Origin of the sequence: Nonomuraea sp. PA05 (genome assembly GCF_008086045.1) — a bacterium.
GTDB classification, from domain to species: Bacteria; Actinomycetota; Actinomycetes; order Streptosporangiales; family Streptosporangiaceae; genus Nonomuraea; species Nonomuraea monospora.
This window is the reverse complement of sequence record NZ_VSEY01000069.1, coordinates 19,835-34,809: the sequence shown is the minus strand read 5'-3', so window position 1 is coordinate 34,809 and position 14,975 is coordinate 19,835. Positions and strand designations below refer to the sequence as shown.

Below are 14,975 nucleotides of genomic sequence, written 5' to 3'. Positions count from 1 at the left end.
CTAACACAAAGGTGGTCAGTGTGCTCATTCATCCGTGGGACGCCGCCAGGGACGACGACGAGTGGCGGAGCTGGCTGCGTACCCGCGACTTCGGCCAGCTCGCGGTCAACGGCGTGGACGGCGCGGCGCCCGTGGTGGTGCCCACCCACTTCCTCTACGACGGGGACGCCGAGGTGCTGCTCCACCTGGCCCGGCCCAACCCGGTCTGGGCGGCGCTGGAGGCGAACCCGGCGGCGGTGGTGAGCGTGCACGACGACTACGCCTACATCCCGACGTCCTGGCGCTCCGACTCCCCCGCGACCGGCGTGCCGACCAGCTACTACGCGGCCGTCCAGCTCGTGTGCCAGGCGGAGATCGTGGACGACAGGGAGGGCAAGGCCGAGATCCTGCGCCGCCAGCTCGCCCACCACCAGCCCGCGGGCGACCACGGCGAGGTGGCCGCCGACGCGGGGCCGTACCACAAGAACCTGTCGGCGATCAGGGGGCTGCGACTGCGGGTGGCGGAGGTGCGGGCCAAGTTCAAGTACGACGACCACCGGCAGGCCGAGTTGCACGAACGCGTCGCGCGCGGTCTGGCGGAGCGCGACCTGCCGGGCGACGCCGGCGCCCTGACCCGGCAACGCGGGCGCCGCGCCACCGCACCGTGAAGCGCTGATTCACAACCTGTGGACAACACCCACATCCTGTGGATAACTCTGTGGCGATCCACACCCCCGCAGGCGCCGCACATGGCAGAGACCACACCACTCGCCGCGCCCTCCGCCGGCAGGCATTCAACCTGGTCAGAGCCATATAGGGAGCACTCACCCGGGGGCCATACCACACCTGCCAGGGCCGCCGTCGCGTTACGGAAGAACCTTCATCAACAGGCTGCGAACCCGAGCCCACAGCCTGTGGATGAACTCACCCCCGGCGCCCGTAGGTGAGGCGTCGCAGCGCTGCCTCCGCCGGGCCCCGGCGCGGGGCGAGCAGCGCCGCGAGCACCACGGTGGCGAGCCAGGCCACCACGGCGACGCCGGACGCCGCCGCGTCGCCGACGCGGGTGCCGAGCCCTCCCGCGTACGGCGCGAAAACCGCCACGAAGATCACCGACTGGAGCAGGTAGCAGGTCAGCGACCACTGCCCGCACGCGGTGAGCGCCCGCACCACGGGCCCGGACGGCACCCGCGCGGCGATCAGCCCGATGATCGCCGCGTACGCGAGCCCGCCCGCGATGCCGGTCACGCTGTGCAGCGCGTACGCCGACACCGCGGCCAGATCCGGCACCCCCCACACCTGGACGTCGATCAGCGTCAGCGGCACCCCGCCGGCCAGGGACAGCGCGGTCCCCACGACGGCGACGCGCACGAGCAGCGGCCGGTGCGCCGCGGGCTCCTCCAGCAGGCGGCGGCGCGCCGCCCACACGCCGAACAGGAACGCCGGCACCACGCTCGCGGCGAAGTAGGTGGGCGTCATCCCGGACCACCCGATGAGCCGCATCATCAGCGCCTCGACGGGGTCGGCCATGGCCGCGGGCGTGTCCCCCTTGGGCGCGGAGATCGTCAGCAGCCCGAACCCGAACAGCACCACGACGTGCAGCACCAGCCCCGCGACGGCCGCGCGCAGCACCGCCCGGTCCTGCCTCCTGACGAACCCGACGAGCACCAGCCCGATCAGCCCGTACGCCCCGAGGATGTCCCCGAAGAACAGCAGCAGCGCGTGGCAGAACCCGAAGGCCAGCAGCCACAGGCTGCGCCGGCGCAGCACCGCGCGCACCTGCGGCCAGCTCCGGCCGGTGGCGAACTGCCGGTTGGCCACCTGCACCAGGCCGTAGCCGAACAGGGCGGCGAACATGGGCAGCGCGCGCCCGTCCACGAGCAGGATCTGCACCCCGGCGACCAGCCGGTCGAGCGGGCCGCCGTCGAGCGCGTACCCGCGGAAGCCCGCCTCGTGGCCCGACAGGTACATGTGCGCGTGCGCCAGCGCGATGAGCAGCAGCATCAGCCCGCGCGCGAGGTCAGGGGCGAGCGCGCGCCCGGCGACGGGAGTGGCCCCCTGGACGGGAGCCGGTGGAGCGATGGACATGGCTGTCCCCTCAAATGTAGATACACGAATGTAGCTAATCTCCACGCTAAAATACAATGGCGTAGCTAAACAAGGGGCGGACATGGACGAGCGGACCACCCGGACACGCCGGCGAGGCGACGAGCTGATCAAGGCCATCCACGACGCCGCGCTGGAAGAGGTGGTGGCCGTCGGCGCGGGACGGCTCACCATGGACGGCATCGCCCGGCGCGCGGCCACGCCCCGCAGCACGCTCTACCGCCGCTGGTCGGACCCGATCGAGGTGCTGCTCGACGCGCTCTACCACCAGCACCCCGTCGAGGAGCCCACTCCCGGCGCCACCGACCTGCGCGGCGACCTCATCCGCTCCCTGCGGCTCATGGTGGAGTGGGCCTTCAGCCCGGCGGGCCGCGCCGTGTCGGCCATCCTCACCGACCCGAAGAGCGTGGCGCTGATGTCCGAGGCCCTGTTCGAGCGGGTCTTCGCCGGCCGGGGCGGCACGTTCACCCGTACCGTGCTGCAGTACTACGCCGACCAGGGCCACTTCCCCGCCGCCCTGCTCACCCCGGTCGTGACCGACATCGGCGAGGCCCTCGTCACCAAGCACCTGATCGACGCCGGCTCACCGCCCGATGACGACTACCTGGCGGCCATCGTCGACCAGGCGATCCTGCCCGCGATCGGGCTGCGTCCAGGCCCGTGATTGAATCGCGCCATGGCTGTGGACCGTGAGCGAAGTGTCGTGTTCGGCCAGGCGGTCGACCTGTACGAGTCGGCCAGGCCCGGCTACCCCGGCAGGCTCGTCACCGAGGTCCTGGAGTACGCCCCCGACGGCCCGGCACTGGAGGTGGGGGCGGGCACGGGCAAGGCCACGGCGGTCTTCGCCGCCCGCCACCTCGATCTGACCTGCGTCGAGCCCGACGCGCGGATGGCGGCGGCCCTGGCGGCAAATTGCCCCGACGTACGCGTAAAAATCGGGATTTTTGAGGACTACACCCCTGACCGGCCTTTCGCCCTGCTCTATTCCGCCCAGGCCTGGCACTGGGTGGACCCCGAACGCCGCTGGGACCTGGCCCACGCCGCGCTGGCCCCGTCCGGCGCGCTGGCGCTCTTCTGGAACCACTACCTCGTCACCGACCCCGCCCTGCGGGCCGCCCTCGCCGAGGTGGACCACCGTCACGGCCTCAGCAGCTCCAGCCTGCACCAGGACACTCCGGTCAGGAACGAGGAGAGCCGCCACCTGCTCGCCGGCGACCCGCGCTTCACCGACCTCGACGAGCGCTCCTACTCCTGGACGGAGTGGTACGACGCGGCCCGCTACCTCGACCTGGTCCGCACCATCTCCGCCTACCGGATCCTGCCCGCCGAGCGCCGCGAGCCGATGCTGGCGGAACTCGCCTCTGTGCTGGGCGACGGCGTGGACATGACCTTCGTCACCGAGCTCACCCTCGCGCGGCGGCTGTAGCGAGCGCACCGCGCCGACGGCGCGGACACCGTGAGCGTCAGGACGAGCCGCCGCCAGAGGCAGACGGCGGGGCGTCGTCCCGCACACCCACCTGATGGCCGACGTCCTCGTCCTCGGCCGCCGCCAGCACCGCCTCCAGCAGCCCGGGGTAGCGGCCGCGCAGCTCCTCCCGCCGCAGGGTCACGAAGCAGCGGGTGCCCTCCTGGCGCGTACGGGTCAGCCCGGCGTCGCGCAGCACCCGCAGATGATGGCTGAGCGTGGACTTGGCCACCGGCGCCCGCAGGTCGCCCCAGCCGCGCTCGCGCCCGTCGGCCAGCACCCGCACCACTCCGACCCGGATCGGGTCACTGAGTGCGGCCATCACCCCGGTCAGCGTGATCTCGCCCACTTCGGGGTGTTGTGCCCGTCTCATGGCTCCATGGTAGCTTGTTCGATGTTTAACGAACATCGAACGAAGGGGTCGTCCCGTGACCGCCTCACTCCAGGACCGGGTCGCCGTCGTGACCGGCGCAGGATCCGGGATCGGCAGCGCCACCGCGCTCGCCCTCGCCCGCGCGGGCGCCCACGTGCTCGCCGTCGGCCGCCGCGCCGACGCCCTGCACAGGACGGCCGCCCAGCACCCCGGCATCGCCGTCCTGCCCGCCGACATCACCGCCGAAGACACCCCGCGGCAGGTCATCGACACGGCGGCCGGCCGCTGGGGCCGCGTGGACGTCCTGGTCAACAACGCGGGCGCCACCGCCGTCATGCCGCTCGCCGACACCGACGCCCGGCGCGTCACCGACCTCCTGGCGCTCAACGTCGTCGCCCCCAGCCTGCTCGCCAAGGCCGCGCTGCCGCACCTGCGCGCCGGTCGCGGCACGATCGTGAACGTCTCCAGCACCTTCGGCCACCGCCCGCTGCCCGGCGCCGCCCACTACGCCGCCTCCAAGGCCGCCGTCGAGCAGCTCACCCGGAGCTGGGCGCTGGAGCTGGCCGCCGACGGCATCCGCGTCAACGCCCTGGCCCCCGGCCCCACCGAGAGCGAGGCCCTGACCGCCGCCGGCCTCCCTGAGCACACCGTCACCCAGATCAAGCAGGACGAGACCGCCGCCATCCCCCTCGGCCGCCGCGGCGCCCCCGAGGAGGTCGCCGCCTGGATCGTGCACCTCGCCGACCCCGCCGCCACCTGGATCACCGGCCAGGTGCTCACCGTGGACGGCGGCCTGGAACTCGTCTGACTGATGAGCGCCCACGGCACGTCAGTCACCTGACGGAGGCGACGGGCGAGCCCGCCCGCCTAGCGTCTTTCGCCATGAAGTCGGTCACAGGCGGCTTGATCCGCGTCCTGGCTGCCGTGTTCGTCCTGGTGGTGTCGCTGCCCGCACCGGCCAGGGCGCATGTCGTCGAGGCGGGGGCGGAGCTGCGGGTGACGCAGACGTTCGCCGCGGGCGAGGTCACGCTGGTCATCGCGGGGGTCTCGGCGGTGCCCGCGCCGCTGCGGGTGAGCGCGCGGACCGTACAGCCCCTGGATCTGGACCTGCGCTCGCTGACCGACGGGCGCCGCTCCTCCGGCTCGCTGCGCGCCGGTCAGGGGTCCGCCGACCTGCGGGTGACCCACGCGGGGCCGTACGAGCTGCGGGTGCGCGCGGGCGCGGAGGTGACGTCGATCCCGTTCCGGGTGCTGGTGCCCGTGAGCGCCCCCTGGACGATGGTGCGGGACGGCGCCTTCCTGGTGACGGGGCTGCTCGTGGTGGGCGGCGTACTGGCGCGCGGCACATCACGGCCGGTGGCGGGCGGCACATCACGGCCGGTGGCGGGCGGCGCGCTCGCAGGCGGCGTGTCGCGGCTGGTCGTGGGCGGTGCGAGCGCGTCGGCAGCGGTCGCGCTCTCGTTGCTGCTGCTCGCGCCGCACCTGCCCGCCGCCGAGCCGGACGGCGCCGCACCCACGAGCGGGACCGGCCGCCCGTACGCGCAGGCCCGCTTCTCGACGTCGCCCGCCCGGCCCGTGACCGGCGCCGACTTCACCCTGACCCTGCGGCTCGTGGACGGCGCGACCGGGCGGCCCGTGGACGACCTCGCCGTCCACCATGAGGCCCCCGTGCACCTGGTCGTCACCAGCGCGGACGGCACGGTGTTCCGGCACGTGCACCCGCTGCGGACCGCGCCGGGCGTGCTGACGGTACGGCTGCGCGTCCCGCGCCCGGGACACTACCTCGCCCACGCCGAGATCGAACGGCAGGACTCGGGCGGCCAGCTCCTCTCCGGCGCCTTCGACGTCTCCGGGCCTGACGACTCCTACCAGGAGAGCGCCCCGCATCCCCTCACCGCCTCGGCAGGACGTCCGCTGACCATCCGGCTCACCTCAGAGGGACCGATCCGGCCGTGGCTGGGCATGCCCGGCCACCTGATCGTCAGGAGCGCGGACGGGCTGCACCTGGCCCACGCGCACGGCACCGCGTCCGGTGCCACCGCGCTGCACTTCACGCTCACTCTCCCGGAGCCGGGCCGCTACCTGGCCTGGGCCCAGTACGCCACCGGCGACCGGCTCGTGACCCGGCCCTTCACGGTGCAGGTGCAATCAGAACCCGTCTCAAAATCAAAACCATTGTGAGACGTTAGTTTTTGATACAGCGATAAACCGTAGCCCTGGAAACCTCGAACGTGGCCGCGATCTCCTCGGCCCCGTACCCGGACGCGTGCATCTGCCGGACCCGCGCGACCTGCTCCTCCGTCAGCGCGGCCGGCCGTCCGCCCTTGCGCCCCCGCGCCGGGCCCCGCGCACGACCCGCACCCAGCGGCTCCCCCAGCAGCGCCCGCGCCCCGGCCAGGATGTGCTCCTTGAGCACGTCTGCCGGGACGTCGCGGAAGAGCACCACCGGATCGGCCAGCCCCGCCACCACCTGGCAGGCCCGCACCCGCTCCTCCAGACCGCTCCCCGGCCCCGCCACCAGGTTGTTCGCCAGCGCGATCGCCGCGCGGAACCGATCGCCCACCGGCGCCTGCACCAGCAACGTCATGTCCTTGACCAGCATGGTGAGCGTCTGCCGGTGGCGCAGGTGCACCTCCACGTACCCCTCGATCGCCCGCCAGCGCACCTCCTCGGGCCCGCCCTGCGCCTCCGCCTCCGCCAGCGCCCCCTCCAGCTCGTCGAGCAGGGGCAGCGTGAGCTGGTGGAGGATTTCCTCCTTGGAGTCGAAGTGGTAGTAGAGCGCGGCCTTGGTGATGCCCACCTGGTCGGCGATGGACTGCATGGACGTCGCCCGGTAACCGTGGACGGCGAACAGGGCCCGCGCGGCCGACAGGATCCGCTGGGGGGTCATCGATCTCCTTTACCTGCGGTCAGTTCTGAGGCTAGAGTGCTTACCGGCAGTCAGTCAGTCTACGGCGCCGTTGGGGGATCCGTATGTCCGAGCAGATCAAGGTGTCGTTCGACGTCGCCGGAGTGCGCGTCGCCGGGCGGCTCCACCTGCCCGCCGGATCCGGTCGGGTGCCCTGCGTGGTGCTGGCCCACGGCTTCAGCGGGACGATGGACCGGCTGGTCCCCTACGCGGAGCGGTTCGCCGCCGAGGGGATCGGCGCGCTGGTGTTCGACTACCGGAGCTTCGGCGAGAGCGACGGCGAGCCACGGCAGTTACCCGACCTCGCCGGCCAGCGTGAGGACCTCCGGGCCGCCGTCGCCTTCGTCCGCGCGCACGAACGCGTCGATCCCGGCCGCGTCCTGCTGTGGGGCAACTCGCTCGGCGGCGCCCACGTCGTCGTCGTGGCCGCCGGCGACCCGGGGGTCGCGGCGGTGTCGGCGCAAATCCCGTTCAACGGGTTCCCGAAACGGGTGGAGGGCCGCAGTGCCGTCCGCACCGCACAACTGCTGGCCGCCATCGTCTGGGACGCGGTGCGCGGCAGGCTCGGGCTGAGCCCGTACTACATCCCCATGGTGGGGCACCCGGGCGAGCTGGCCGTGACCGCCACGGACGAGGCAGAACAGCACATCAGCACCCTGACCGGCGGCGACGCCGCGACCCTCTGGCGCAACAGCGTCGCGCCGCGCGCGATGCTGGACATGATGCGCTACCGCCCCGCAGAGGCCGCCGCGCGCCTCACCTGCCCGCTGCTCGTCTGCGCCGCCGAGGCGGACCGGGAGACCCCGCTGGAGCAGACTCAGGAGCTCGCCGACCGGGCGCCCCGAGGCGAGCTGCGCGTCTACCCCGGCACCCACTTCAGCTTCTACACTGACCCCGACCTGCGCGAACACGTCGTCGCCGACCAGATCGCGTTCTTCCGCCGGGTGCTGCGTTGACAAGATCTCGATCACTTGCTGGAGTGCCATGCTGTACGGGCGTCAGGCGGAGCTGTCCGTCATCGATGAGCTGCTGAAGGGCCAGTCGGGCGCGTTGATCGTGCGGGGAGAGGCGGGCATCGGCAAGTCGGCCCTCCTGGAGTTCTCGGAGGTGCGGGCGAGCGCCCGGGTGCTGCGCGTGACCGGCGTCGAGTCCGAGTCCGACCTGCCGTTCGCCGCCCTGCACCTGCTGCTGCGCCCGGTGCTCGAACAGGCGGAGGCGTTGCCCCCGCAGCAGGCGGAGGCGTTGCGCGGGGCGCTCGGCCTGGGCGGCGCCACCGGGGGAGACCGCTTCCTCGTCGGGCTCGCGACGCTCAGCCTGCTGGTGGAGCTGTCGGCGTCCGGCCCGGTGGTGTGCCTGGTGGACGACGCCCAGTGGCTGGACGGCGAGTCGGCCGACGCGCTGCTGTTCGCGGCACGCCGCCTGCACGCCGAGCCCGTCGTCATCCTGTTCGCCGCCAGGGAGGCCGAGTTCCCCTCACGAGGGCTGCCCGAGCTGCGACTGGGCGAGCTCGACGCAGAATCGGCCCGCCGCCTCCTCGACGATCAGGCGGCCGACCTGCCGCCCGCCGTCCGCGACCGGCTCGTGGCGGAGGCAGGCGGCAACCCGCTCGCACTGATCGAGCTGCCCCGGATGCTCACCCCCGAGCAGCGCAAGGGCGCCCTCACCCCCCTGTCGTTCACCGTCGGCACGACCCGCCCCGCGACCGACCGCGTCCTCACCGGCTTCCGTGACCGCATCTCGGCGCTGCCCCCCGCCACCCGCTCGTGCCTCCTCGTGGCCGCCCTCGACCACCACGACGAGCTGGACGTCATCGCGAGCGCGGCCGGCGAGCTGGGCGCCTCGCTGGCCGACTTCGCCCCGGCCGAGCGAGCGGGCCTGGTCCGGGTAGGCCTGGACGGCGTCGCCTTCCACCACCCGCTGGTGCGTACCGCGGTGCTGCTGGCCTGCGACATCGCCGCCCGGATGGCCGCGCACCGAGCACTGTCCGAGGCGACGGAGGACGACCGGCGCGCCTGGCACCTGGCCGCCGTCACCCTTCAGGCCGACGAGCGGGTGGCCGGGCAGTTGGAGTGCCTGGCGCTGCGGGCGCGGCAGCGCGGCGGGCAGGCGGCGGTGTCGGCGGCCTACGCTCGCGCGGCCGAGCTGTCCGCCGACCCCGGCCAGGCCGTTCGCCGGTGGACCGCCGCCGCCGACGCCGCCGCCGAGGCGGGCCTGTGGCAGCGCGCGGCCGAGCTGGTGGACCGGGCACGGCACAGGGCCGAGGCGATGGCGCTGAAGGGCCCCGCCCTGGCCGAGCTGATCTGCGTGCGGGCGAAGCTGGAGGTGGAGGCGGGCCGGCCGCTGCAGGCCGTACGGCTGCTGCACGAAGGGATCGAGGCGACCGACGACCTGCCCACGAGGTTGTCGCTGCTCGGCATGGCGGGCTACTACGCCTGGGCCGGCGCCGCCCATCCCGACCAGCTTGCACTGGCCCGCCGCACCGTGGAGCTCTGCCCGGACGGCGACGGGCTGCCCGCCGTGGTGCGTACGATCAACCTGGCCTTCAGCCTGATCCTGGAGGGCGACGAAGCGACCAGGCTCGTCTACCTGACGCCGGACCAGACCGGCGCCCTGCCGCCCGAGCTGCGTTTCCTCGTCACCTTCCAGGGCATGGGCCGCGCCGACAACGACGGCATGCTCGACGACGCCACAGCGCTCGTCGAGGAGTGCCGGGCGGTGGGGCGGCTGGGGCGCATGCCGCAGGCCATGACGCTCCTCGCCGTCGTCCAGGCGCTCAGCGGCCTGCACCCGTCCGCGCGGGCCACGGCGACGGCGGGGCTGAGCCTGGCCGCCGACGTCGGCCAGCCGATGTGGCGTGGCTATCTGGCGGGGGTACGCGCGTGGCTGGCGGCGGTCGCCGGAGCGGAGGAGGAGTGCGCGGCGATGGCGGAGCAGGCGATCCGCGACGTCGAAGACCGCCGCTGGATGCCGGCGGCCTGCTGGGCCGAGTGCGCGCGCGGGATGCTCGACTTCAGCCTGGGCCGCTACGAGGCCGTGCTCGAACGGCTGGAGCGGGCGATGACCGGCCCCACCAGGCACGCGTTCCTGTGGCGCTACTCCTGGCCGGACTATGCCGAGGCCGCCATCCGGACGGGCGACCCGCGACGGGTGCGCGACCGGCTGCCGCGCTTCACGGAGTGGGTCGAGGCCACGGGCCGCGCCGGCTCGAACGCCGTCCTGCACCGGATCCGTGCCATGCTGGCGCCCGACAGCGAGGCCGGAGCGCTGTACGAGCGGGCGCTGGCCCTGCACGCCGAGGACAGGCACCCCTTCGACGAGGCACGCACCCGCCTGGTCCACGGCGAGTGGCTGCGCCGCAACCGGCGCCGCACCGAGGCGCGTACGCAGCTCCAGGCCGCCATGGAGGCCTTCGACCGGCTCGGCGCGGCCCCCTGGTCCGCCCGCGCGGCCGCCGAGCTGCGCGCCGCCGGCTACTCCCTGCCGGAGTCCGCCCGCGCGGAGGATCCGCTTGCCGTCCTGACGCCGCAGGAGCTTCAGGTGGTACGGCTGGCCGTCACCGGCGCGTCCAACCGCGAGATCGGCGCCCAGCTGTTCCTGAGCCCGCGCACGGTGGCCTCACACCTGTACAAGGCGTTCCCGAAGCTCGGCGTCACGGCACGGGCCGAGCTGGCGCGGCTACCGCTCGGCGACTGACCGGCCCCGGCTTCGGTCGGGGCTTCAGTCGCGTGACGGAGGCGGCCGCATGGGCGATCTTTCTACGGTTCCAGCCATGACCAAGCGACCTGAGCCCTACTCAGCGACCATCATGGCGGTCCTCGCCGTCGCCTTCTGCGCCTGGGCCCTGCTCACGCTGCCCCTCCAGGGCGCCCTCGTCCTCGTCGTGGCCAGCGTCCTGGCCTGGAGCGGGTGGATGACCTTCAGCTACGCCCGCCCGGTGAAGTCCCGCAAGGTGATCGCCGTCTACCTGTGCGCGGTCGGCTTCCAGCTCGTGCACATGGCCGAGGAGTACACCGGCGGCTTCCCGCACGAGATCGTCGAGCTGTTCGACTCTCCCCGCGACTGGCCGATGAACGAGTTCCTGCTGGTCTTCGTCTTCGGTTTCGGCTCGCTCTACTTCTTCGCCGGCGCGGGCGCGCTCTACCGGATCCGGGTGTCCAACTTCTTCCTGTGGTGGTACGCCCTGGGCGCCGGCCTGCTCAACGGCATCGCCCACTTCGTCTTCCCGATCATCAAGGGCGGCTACTTCCCCGGCCTCTACACCGCCGGCGGCCACCTCATCATGAGCGGCCTGCTGATCTACTTCCTCGTCCAGGAGAACCGCCACCTCAAGGCCGCGGAGCAACAGCCACTACCGGCGGCGCCCCTCTCGGCCGGCCAGGAACGGAGCGCCCGATGACCTGGCCCACCGGCGCCGACGCCCTCACCGCGCTCGACCCCGTCTTCGCCCGGCTCGCCATCGGCGCGGGCCACCACCTCTGGGCCCTGCCCCACCTCACCACCCGCGAGAAGGCCTTCATCGGCCTGACCGCCGACCTGTGCCACCCGCACCCGGCCACGCACGTCCAGTCGGCCCTGGAGCACGGGGTGGACCCGGAATCCATCCGCGAGCTCTACCGCCACCTGGCCCCGTACGTCGGCTACCCCGCCCTCGTCGGCGCCTTCCAGCGCCTGACCGACCTCGGGCTCCCGCCGGCTCGCGACGACAACCCGGTCGAGCTCACCCTGCTCACCGGAGCGCTGGCGCGCGCCGTACGCGACCTGGAGAAGACGGACCCCGGCCTGGCGGTCTTCACCGAGGACCAGCTGGCCCAGCGCTGGGCCCGCCCCCACCTCACCGTCCGCGAGCGGGCGCTCGCCTGCCTGGTCGTGGACGTGTTCTACCAGACTCTGGACGACTCCCTGCGCCTCCACGCGGAGGTCGCCCGCGCCGCCGGCGCCACCGACGACACCCTCCGCGACCTGCTGCGCGGCGTCGCCGTCTGCGGCCTCCCACGAGCCTGGGCCGCGGCCCGCGCCATGGGCCTGTAAGCAGGGGAGGAGCCGCCGCCCGCCTCGCGTCCGCGCGGGCGGGCGACGACGTCCTCTCCGAACGTCTCAGTAGTAGGCACGCATCAGCTCGGTCGCCCACTCCGGCTGCACCGTCTCACCCTGCGGCCCGAACTCGGCCATGTACGGCTTGACGTCCAGCACGGGGCTGCCGTCGATGGCGTCCAGACCGCGCACATGGATGTCGAGCCCCTCGACGGCGACCAGCCGGCAGCGGGAGACACCCAGCAGATTCGGGCGGTTCTTACCGCGCTGAGCGAAGATGCCCACCTTCGGCCACTCGGGGTTGTCGCGCGGGTGACGGGCCGAGGTGGTGACCTTGGACGGATCCACGAGATGGAACTGGAACACCACCTCCAGATGAGAGAAGTCGTCCAGCCCGGCGAGCGTGTCCGGCCCGAAACGTGTCCCGTCGATGCGGATCACGGCCTGCTCGGCGTCCCAGTCGTCGTCGATCGCCTCGGCCCGGCCACCGACGACGCTTCCCACGGGCTGCAAGGTGATGATCTGCACGGTGTTTCCTCCATGTGCACTCGGCTGATCATGACGGTACGGCCCGATCGGTCGCACGGGATCAGTCGGACGACTGAAGTTCCAGGAGGTGCACCCGTGGGACAGCCGGCGAAGAGCCGTCACAGCCCCACCGGCGCCGGGTCGATCCTGACCGTCGCCGCACGAGCCTCCGGGCTGGCCACGAGGGCTTCGGCCGCCTCCCCGTACTTGTCGCGAAAGGCGGCGTCGAGCCCGGCAGGCGTCGCCGGCCCACCGGTCGTGAGCAGAACCTCGCGGTCGATGCCGCCCACCTCGATCCGGCCGTGACCGTGCTGCTCCGCCGCCCGGTACCAGCGGGATCGGGGGCCGCGGTAGGCGCGCACGTACACCTCGCCGCCGACGACCGCCATACCGATCTCCACCCCGGGCCCGCCGCCGTCCCCAGCGGTCAGGACGAGTGAGTAGGCTCCGGCGAGCAGAGCGAGGTCTTCGGACGTCCAGGCGCTTCGATCATCCAGCATGGCTCCAGTCTGAAGCCGCGGCCACGTACCCGGCACAGATCTGAGGGGGCAGGTTCTTTCCCAGGCAGAAACCCGCCTCTTTGCCCCGGCGCGGGCACGGCCGATGGTGGAACCGCCGCAGACGCGGTGTGGCACAACCCGTAGTTCGATCGACCAAGGAGAGTCCCCTCATGGCCAGAACCAGCGTCACCTTCCACAGCGCCGGGATCGAGATCGCCGCCCACCTCTACGTCCCCGACGCCCCCGCCGCCGACGGCCCGCTGCCCGCGCTGGTGGTCGGCCATCCCGGCACCGGGGTGAAGGAGCAGACGTCCGGCACCTACGCGCGACTGATGGCCGAGCGCGGGTTCGTCACCCTGGCCTTCGACGCCGCCTACCAGGGCGAGTCCGGCGGTCTGCCGCGCGGGCTGGAGGACCCCGCTCAGCGGGTGGAGGACTTCAAGGCCGCCGTCTCCTACCTCACCACCCGGCCGGAGGCCGACGCCGACCGGATCGGCCTGCTGGGCGTGTGCGCCTCCGGCGGCTACTCGCTCGCCGCCACCGGCGGCGACCACCGCGTCAGGGCGGTGGCGACGGTGTGCACCGCCGAGCCCGCCCGCCAGTTCCGCTACGGCGCCGACGGCACCCAGGACCCGGCCGTCTTCCAGACCTTGCTGGACGCCGCCGCCCAGGCTCGCACGAAGGCCGCCCGCGGCGAGGACCCCGGCGTGCTGACCATGTTCCCCGAGACCGCCGAACAGGCCGGCGCGCTCGGCGGGCAGCACGGCGTCGAAGGCTGGGAGTACTACTGCGGCCCGCGTGGTCACCACGAGCGCTCGGCGAAGTTCCTCGCCTGGGAGAGCATCGACAGGATGGCCTCCAGCGACGTCTTCCACTCCGTCCCGCTGATCGGCCCTCGCCCGATGCTGCAGATCCTCGGCGAGCGCGCCGTCACCGCCTGGATGGGCCTTGAGGCCCACCGGCGCGCCACCGGCCCCGCGGAGATCCACTGGATCAAGGGCGCCAGCCATGTGGACCTTTATGACAAGCGTGAGTACATCGACCTGGCGATCGACCGGCTCGCCGACTACTTCGGCACCAACTTGAACAAGTGAATTGGCGGCACAAAACCGAAAAGGCCACCCCCGGACTCCGGGGGATGACCTTTGAAATCTGTGGGGCTACCAGGACTTGAACCTGGGACCTCTTCCTTATCAGGGAAGCGCTCTAACCGTCTGAGCTATAGCCCCGCTCGCACCCCGAACGTTATCGCATCCACCTCACCGAGGCGAACCGCTTTGTTCGGGACGAGAAAAGCTTACCGCCTCCGACAGGCTGCTCGCGCCGTCCGCACTGACCCGGACGGCGCGAGCACCCCGCTTACTCGGCCTCGCTGAAGGTCACCTCAACGCCCCCGACCAGGTCGGAGGCGATGTTGTAGATGACCGCCCCCAACGTGGAAAGAGCCGTGATCAGTACGACGTTCACCGCCCCGATCAGCGCCGTGTATCCGAGGATCCGCACGGGCTCGAACCAGGACGCGATGTCGATCGGGATGGAGCTCTGCCCCTGCTCGCCCTGGCCGAGCTGGTTGACCAGGTCGACGATCGAGTCGAAGACGCCCAGGGCGGACAGCACGCCGTAAAGCACGGCGACTGCCACGAACAGCACCACGAAGCAGACGAGGGAGACCACGAAGCTGAACTTCATGGCCGACCACGGCTCGACGCGGCGCAGGACCAGATGGGCCTTGCGGGGCAGCCGGCTGCCGGCCGAGCCGGACCCCTTCTTCTTGGGCAGCTCAAGGGCCGGCGGGGCCTCGCTGGCCAGCGACGGGCGCAGGCGTACCGTCTCGTTGCCCTCGGACTGCTGCTGTGCCCCCTGCGGCGGGACAGGGCCGCCCTGAGGCCCGACGACGGGGCCGGGCGGGCCCTGCTGCGGCGAAGGCTTGTTGTCATCCTTGGCAGGCATGGACCTGCCCTGCGCGGGCGAGGTGTCCTGGCCTTCTTCGACCGCGTCGAACATCTCGGTCTCTGCGGGCTTGTTCGGCTGCTGTCCGTTACCCGAAGCCGCCTTGGTCCTGGCGGGACCACCCTGGGCGCTCATGAA

16 protein-coding genes and 1 tRNA gene are annotated in these 14,975 nt (G+C 72.4%); 10 read left to right on the top strand and 7 right to left on the bottom strand.

The window, feature by feature from the left end; all coding sequences use genetic code 11:
- The first annotated feature begins 20 nt into the window (after positions 1–20).
- Complete coding sequence (locus FXF51_RS56380; RefSeq protein ID WP_148443122.1) at positions 21–647, top strand: FMN-binding negative transcriptional regulator; 627 nt, start codon at positions 21–23, stop codon at positions 645–647.
- Between the two features lie 256 nt (positions 648–903).
- On the opposite strand, the gene FXF51_RS56375 is transcribed toward FXF51_RS56380, so the two are convergent.
- Positions 904–2,064 (bottom strand): DUF418 domain-containing protein, encoded by a 1,161-nt coding sequence (locus tag FXF51_RS56375; RefSeq protein ID WP_148443121.1) that lies wholly within the window; start codon positions 2,062–2,064, stop codon positions 904–906.
- 82 nt (positions 2,065–2,146) lie between these two features.
- Here FXF51_RS56375 and FXF51_RS56370 point away from each other — a divergent pair, with 82 nt between their 5' ends.
- Both FXF51_RS56370 and FXF51_RS56365 read left to right on the top strand, forming a co-directional pair.
- Positions 2,147–2,746 carry a TetR/AcrR family transcriptional regulator gene (locus tag FXF51_RS56370; protein WP_148443120.1) on the top strand — a complete coding sequence of 200 codons (600 nt, stop codon included), beginning with the start codon at positions 2,147–2,149 and terminating at the stop codon, positions 2,744–2,746.
- A gap of 12 nt (positions 2,747–2,758) precedes the next feature.
- Positions 2,759–3,508, top strand: coding sequence for a class I SAM-dependent methyltransferase (locus FXF51_RS56365; protein WP_148443119.1), 750 nt, complete (start codon positions 2,759–2,761; stop codon positions 3,506–3,508).
- Positions 3,509–3,545: 37 nt separating this feature from the next.
- Here the strand turns inward: FXF51_RS56365 and FXF51_RS56360 are convergent, their stop codons facing one another.
- On the bottom strand, positions 3,546–3,920 hold the full coding sequence (locus FXF51_RS56360) for an ArsR/SmtB family transcription factor (protein ID WP_148443118.1): 375 nt from the start codon (positions 3,918–3,920) through the stop codon (positions 3,546–3,548).
- A 55-nt stretch (positions 3,921–3,975) separates the two neighbouring features.
- On the opposite strand from FXF51_RS56360, the gene FXF51_RS56355 reads away from it, so the two are divergent.
- A complete protein-coding gene (locus FXF51_RS56355; RefSeq protein ID WP_148443117.1) occupies positions 3,976–4,728 on the top strand; it encodes an SDR family NAD(P)-dependent oxidoreductase in 753 nt (250 codons plus the stop codon).
- Between the two features lie 74 nt (positions 4,729–4,802).
- Positions 4,803–6,101 carry a hypothetical protein gene (locus tag FXF51_RS56350; protein WP_148443116.1) on the top strand — a complete coding sequence of 433 codons (1,299 nt, stop codon included), beginning with the start codon at positions 4,803–4,805 and terminating at the stop codon, positions 6,099–6,101.
- Between the two features lie 4 nt (positions 6,102–6,105).
- Here the strand turns inward: FXF51_RS56350 and FXF51_RS56345 are convergent, their stop codons facing one another.
- Positions 6,106–6,810, bottom strand: a complete 705-nt coding sequence (locus tag FXF51_RS56345; RefSeq protein ID WP_148443115.1) for a TetR family transcriptional regulator — start codon at positions 6,808–6,810, stop codon at positions 6,106–6,108.
- 83 nt (positions 6,811–6,893) lie between these two features.
- Between FXF51_RS56345 and FXF51_RS56340 the strand changes: the two genes are divergently transcribed.
- The 4 genes from FXF51_RS56340 (at position 6,894) to FXF51_RS56325 (ending at position 11,856) form a co-directional block, all read left to right on the top strand.
- On the top strand, positions 6,894–7,784 hold the full coding sequence (locus FXF51_RS56340) for an alpha/beta hydrolase (protein WP_148443114.1): 891 nt from the start codon (positions 6,894–6,896) through the stop codon (positions 7,782–7,784).
- A 28-nt stretch (positions 7,785–7,812) separates the two neighbouring features.
- Positions 7,813–10,521: a helix-turn-helix transcriptional regulator gene (locus FXF51_RS56335; protein ID WP_148443113.1), complete on the top strand. Its 2,709-nt coding sequence runs from the start codon at positions 7,813–7,815 to the stop codon at positions 10,519–10,521.
- 76 nt (positions 10,522–10,597) lie between these two features.
- Positions 10,598–11,224, top strand: coding sequence for an HXXEE domain-containing protein (locus FXF51_RS56330; protein WP_187415128.1), 627 nt, complete (start codon positions 10,598–10,600; stop codon positions 11,222–11,224).
- The gene (locus tag FXF51_RS56325) at positions 11,221–11,856 is read left to right on the top strand and encodes a carboxymuconolactone decarboxylase family protein (RefSeq protein WP_148443111.1); all 636 of its coding nucleotides are present in this window, start codon (positions 11,221–11,223) and stop codon (positions 11,854–11,856) included. The genes FXF51_RS56330 and FXF51_RS56325 overlap by 4 nt, the downstream gene beginning before the upstream one ends.
- Positions 11,857–11,922: 66 nt before the next feature.
- On the opposite strand, the gene FXF51_RS56320 is transcribed toward FXF51_RS56325, so the two are convergent.
- Positions 11,923–12,387 carry an SAM-dependent methyltransferase gene (locus tag FXF51_RS56320; RefSeq protein WP_262380553.1) on the bottom strand — a complete coding sequence of 155 codons (465 nt, stop codon included), beginning with the start codon at positions 12,385–12,387 and terminating at the stop codon, positions 11,923–11,925.
- Between the two features lie 119 nt (positions 12,388–12,506).
- The gene (locus FXF51_RS56315) at positions 12,507–12,887 is read right to left on the bottom strand and encodes a DUF2255 family protein (RefSeq protein ID WP_148443110.1); all 381 of its coding nucleotides are present in this window, start codon (positions 12,885–12,887) and stop codon (positions 12,507–12,509) included.
- Between the two features lie 170 nt (positions 12,888–13,057).
- Between FXF51_RS56315 and FXF51_RS56310 the strand changes: the two genes are divergently transcribed.
- Positions 13,058–13,981 (top strand): alpha/beta hydrolase, encoded by a 924-nt coding sequence (locus FXF51_RS56310; protein WP_148443109.1) that lies wholly within the window; start codon positions 13,058–13,060, stop codon positions 13,979–13,981.
- 61 nt (positions 13,982–14,042) lie between these two features.
- On the opposite strand, the gene FXF51_RS56305 is transcribed toward FXF51_RS56310, so the two are convergent.
- Positions 14,043–14,116, bottom strand: a tRNA-Ile gene (locus tag FXF51_RS56305).
- Between the two features lie 130 nt (positions 14,117–14,246).
- The gene (locus FXF51_RS56300; protein ID WP_148443108.1) at positions 14,247–14,972 is read right to left on the bottom strand and encodes a DUF3566 domain-containing protein; all 726 of its coding nucleotides are present in this window, start codon (positions 14,970–14,972) and stop codon (positions 14,247–14,249) included.
- Positions 14,973–14,975 lie beyond the last annotated feature (3 nt).

What these genes read in the sequence shown, in the direction of transcription:
- FXF51_RS56375 (WP_148443121.1), bottom strand. Translation starts at nt 2,064, where the DNA reads ATGTCCATCGCTCCACCGGCTCCCGTCCAGGGGGCCACTCCCGTCGCC.
- FXF51_RS56370 (WP_148443120.1), top strand. Translation starts at nt 2,147, where the DNA reads ATGGACGAGCGGACCACCCGGACACGCCGGCGAGGCGACGAGCTGATC.
- FXF51_RS56365 (WP_148443119.1), top strand. Translation starts at nt 2,759, where the DNA reads ATGGCTGTGGACCGTGAGCGAAGTGTCGTGTTCGGCCAGGCGGTCGAC.
- FXF51_RS56360 (WP_148443118.1), bottom strand. Translation starts at nt 3,920, where the DNA reads ATGAGACGGGCACAACACCCCGAAGTGGGCGAGATCACGCTGACCGGG.
- FXF51_RS56350 (WP_148443116.1), top strand. Translation starts at nt 4,803, where the DNA reads ATGAAGTCGGTCACAGGCGGCTTGATCCGCGTCCTGGCTGCCGTGTTC.
- FXF51_RS56345 (WP_148443115.1), bottom strand. Translation starts at nt 6,810, where the DNA reads ATGACCCCCCAGCGGATCCTGTCGGCCGCGCGGGCCCTGTTCGCCGTC.
- FXF51_RS56340 (WP_148443114.1), top strand. Translation starts at nt 6,894, where the DNA reads ATGTCCGAGCAGATCAAGGTGTCGTTCGACGTCGCCGGAGTGCGCGTC.
- FXF51_RS56335 (WP_148443113.1), top strand. Translation starts at nt 7,813, where the DNA reads ATGCTGTACGGGCGTCAGGCGGAGCTGTCCGTCATCGATGAGCTGCTG.
- FXF51_RS56330 (WP_187415128.1), top strand. Translation starts at nt 10,598, where the DNA reads ATGACCAAGCGACCTGAGCCCTACTCAGCGACCATCATGGCGGTCCTC.
- FXF51_RS56325 (WP_148443111.1), top strand. Translation starts at nt 11,221, where the DNA reads ATGACCTGGCCCACCGGCGCCGACGCCCTCACCGCGCTCGACCCCGTC.
- FXF51_RS56315 (WP_148443110.1), bottom strand. Translation starts at nt 12,887, where the DNA reads ATGCTGGATGATCGAAGCGCCTGGACGTCCGAAGACCTCGCTCTGCTC.
- FXF51_RS56310 (WP_148443109.1), top strand. Translation starts at nt 13,058, where the DNA reads ATGGCCAGAACCAGCGTCACCTTCCACAGCGCCGGGATCGAGATCGCC.
- FXF51_RS56300 (WP_148443108.1), bottom strand. Translation starts at nt 14,972, where the DNA reads ATGAGCGCCCAGGGTGGTCCCGCCAGGACCAAGGCGGCTTCGGGTAAC.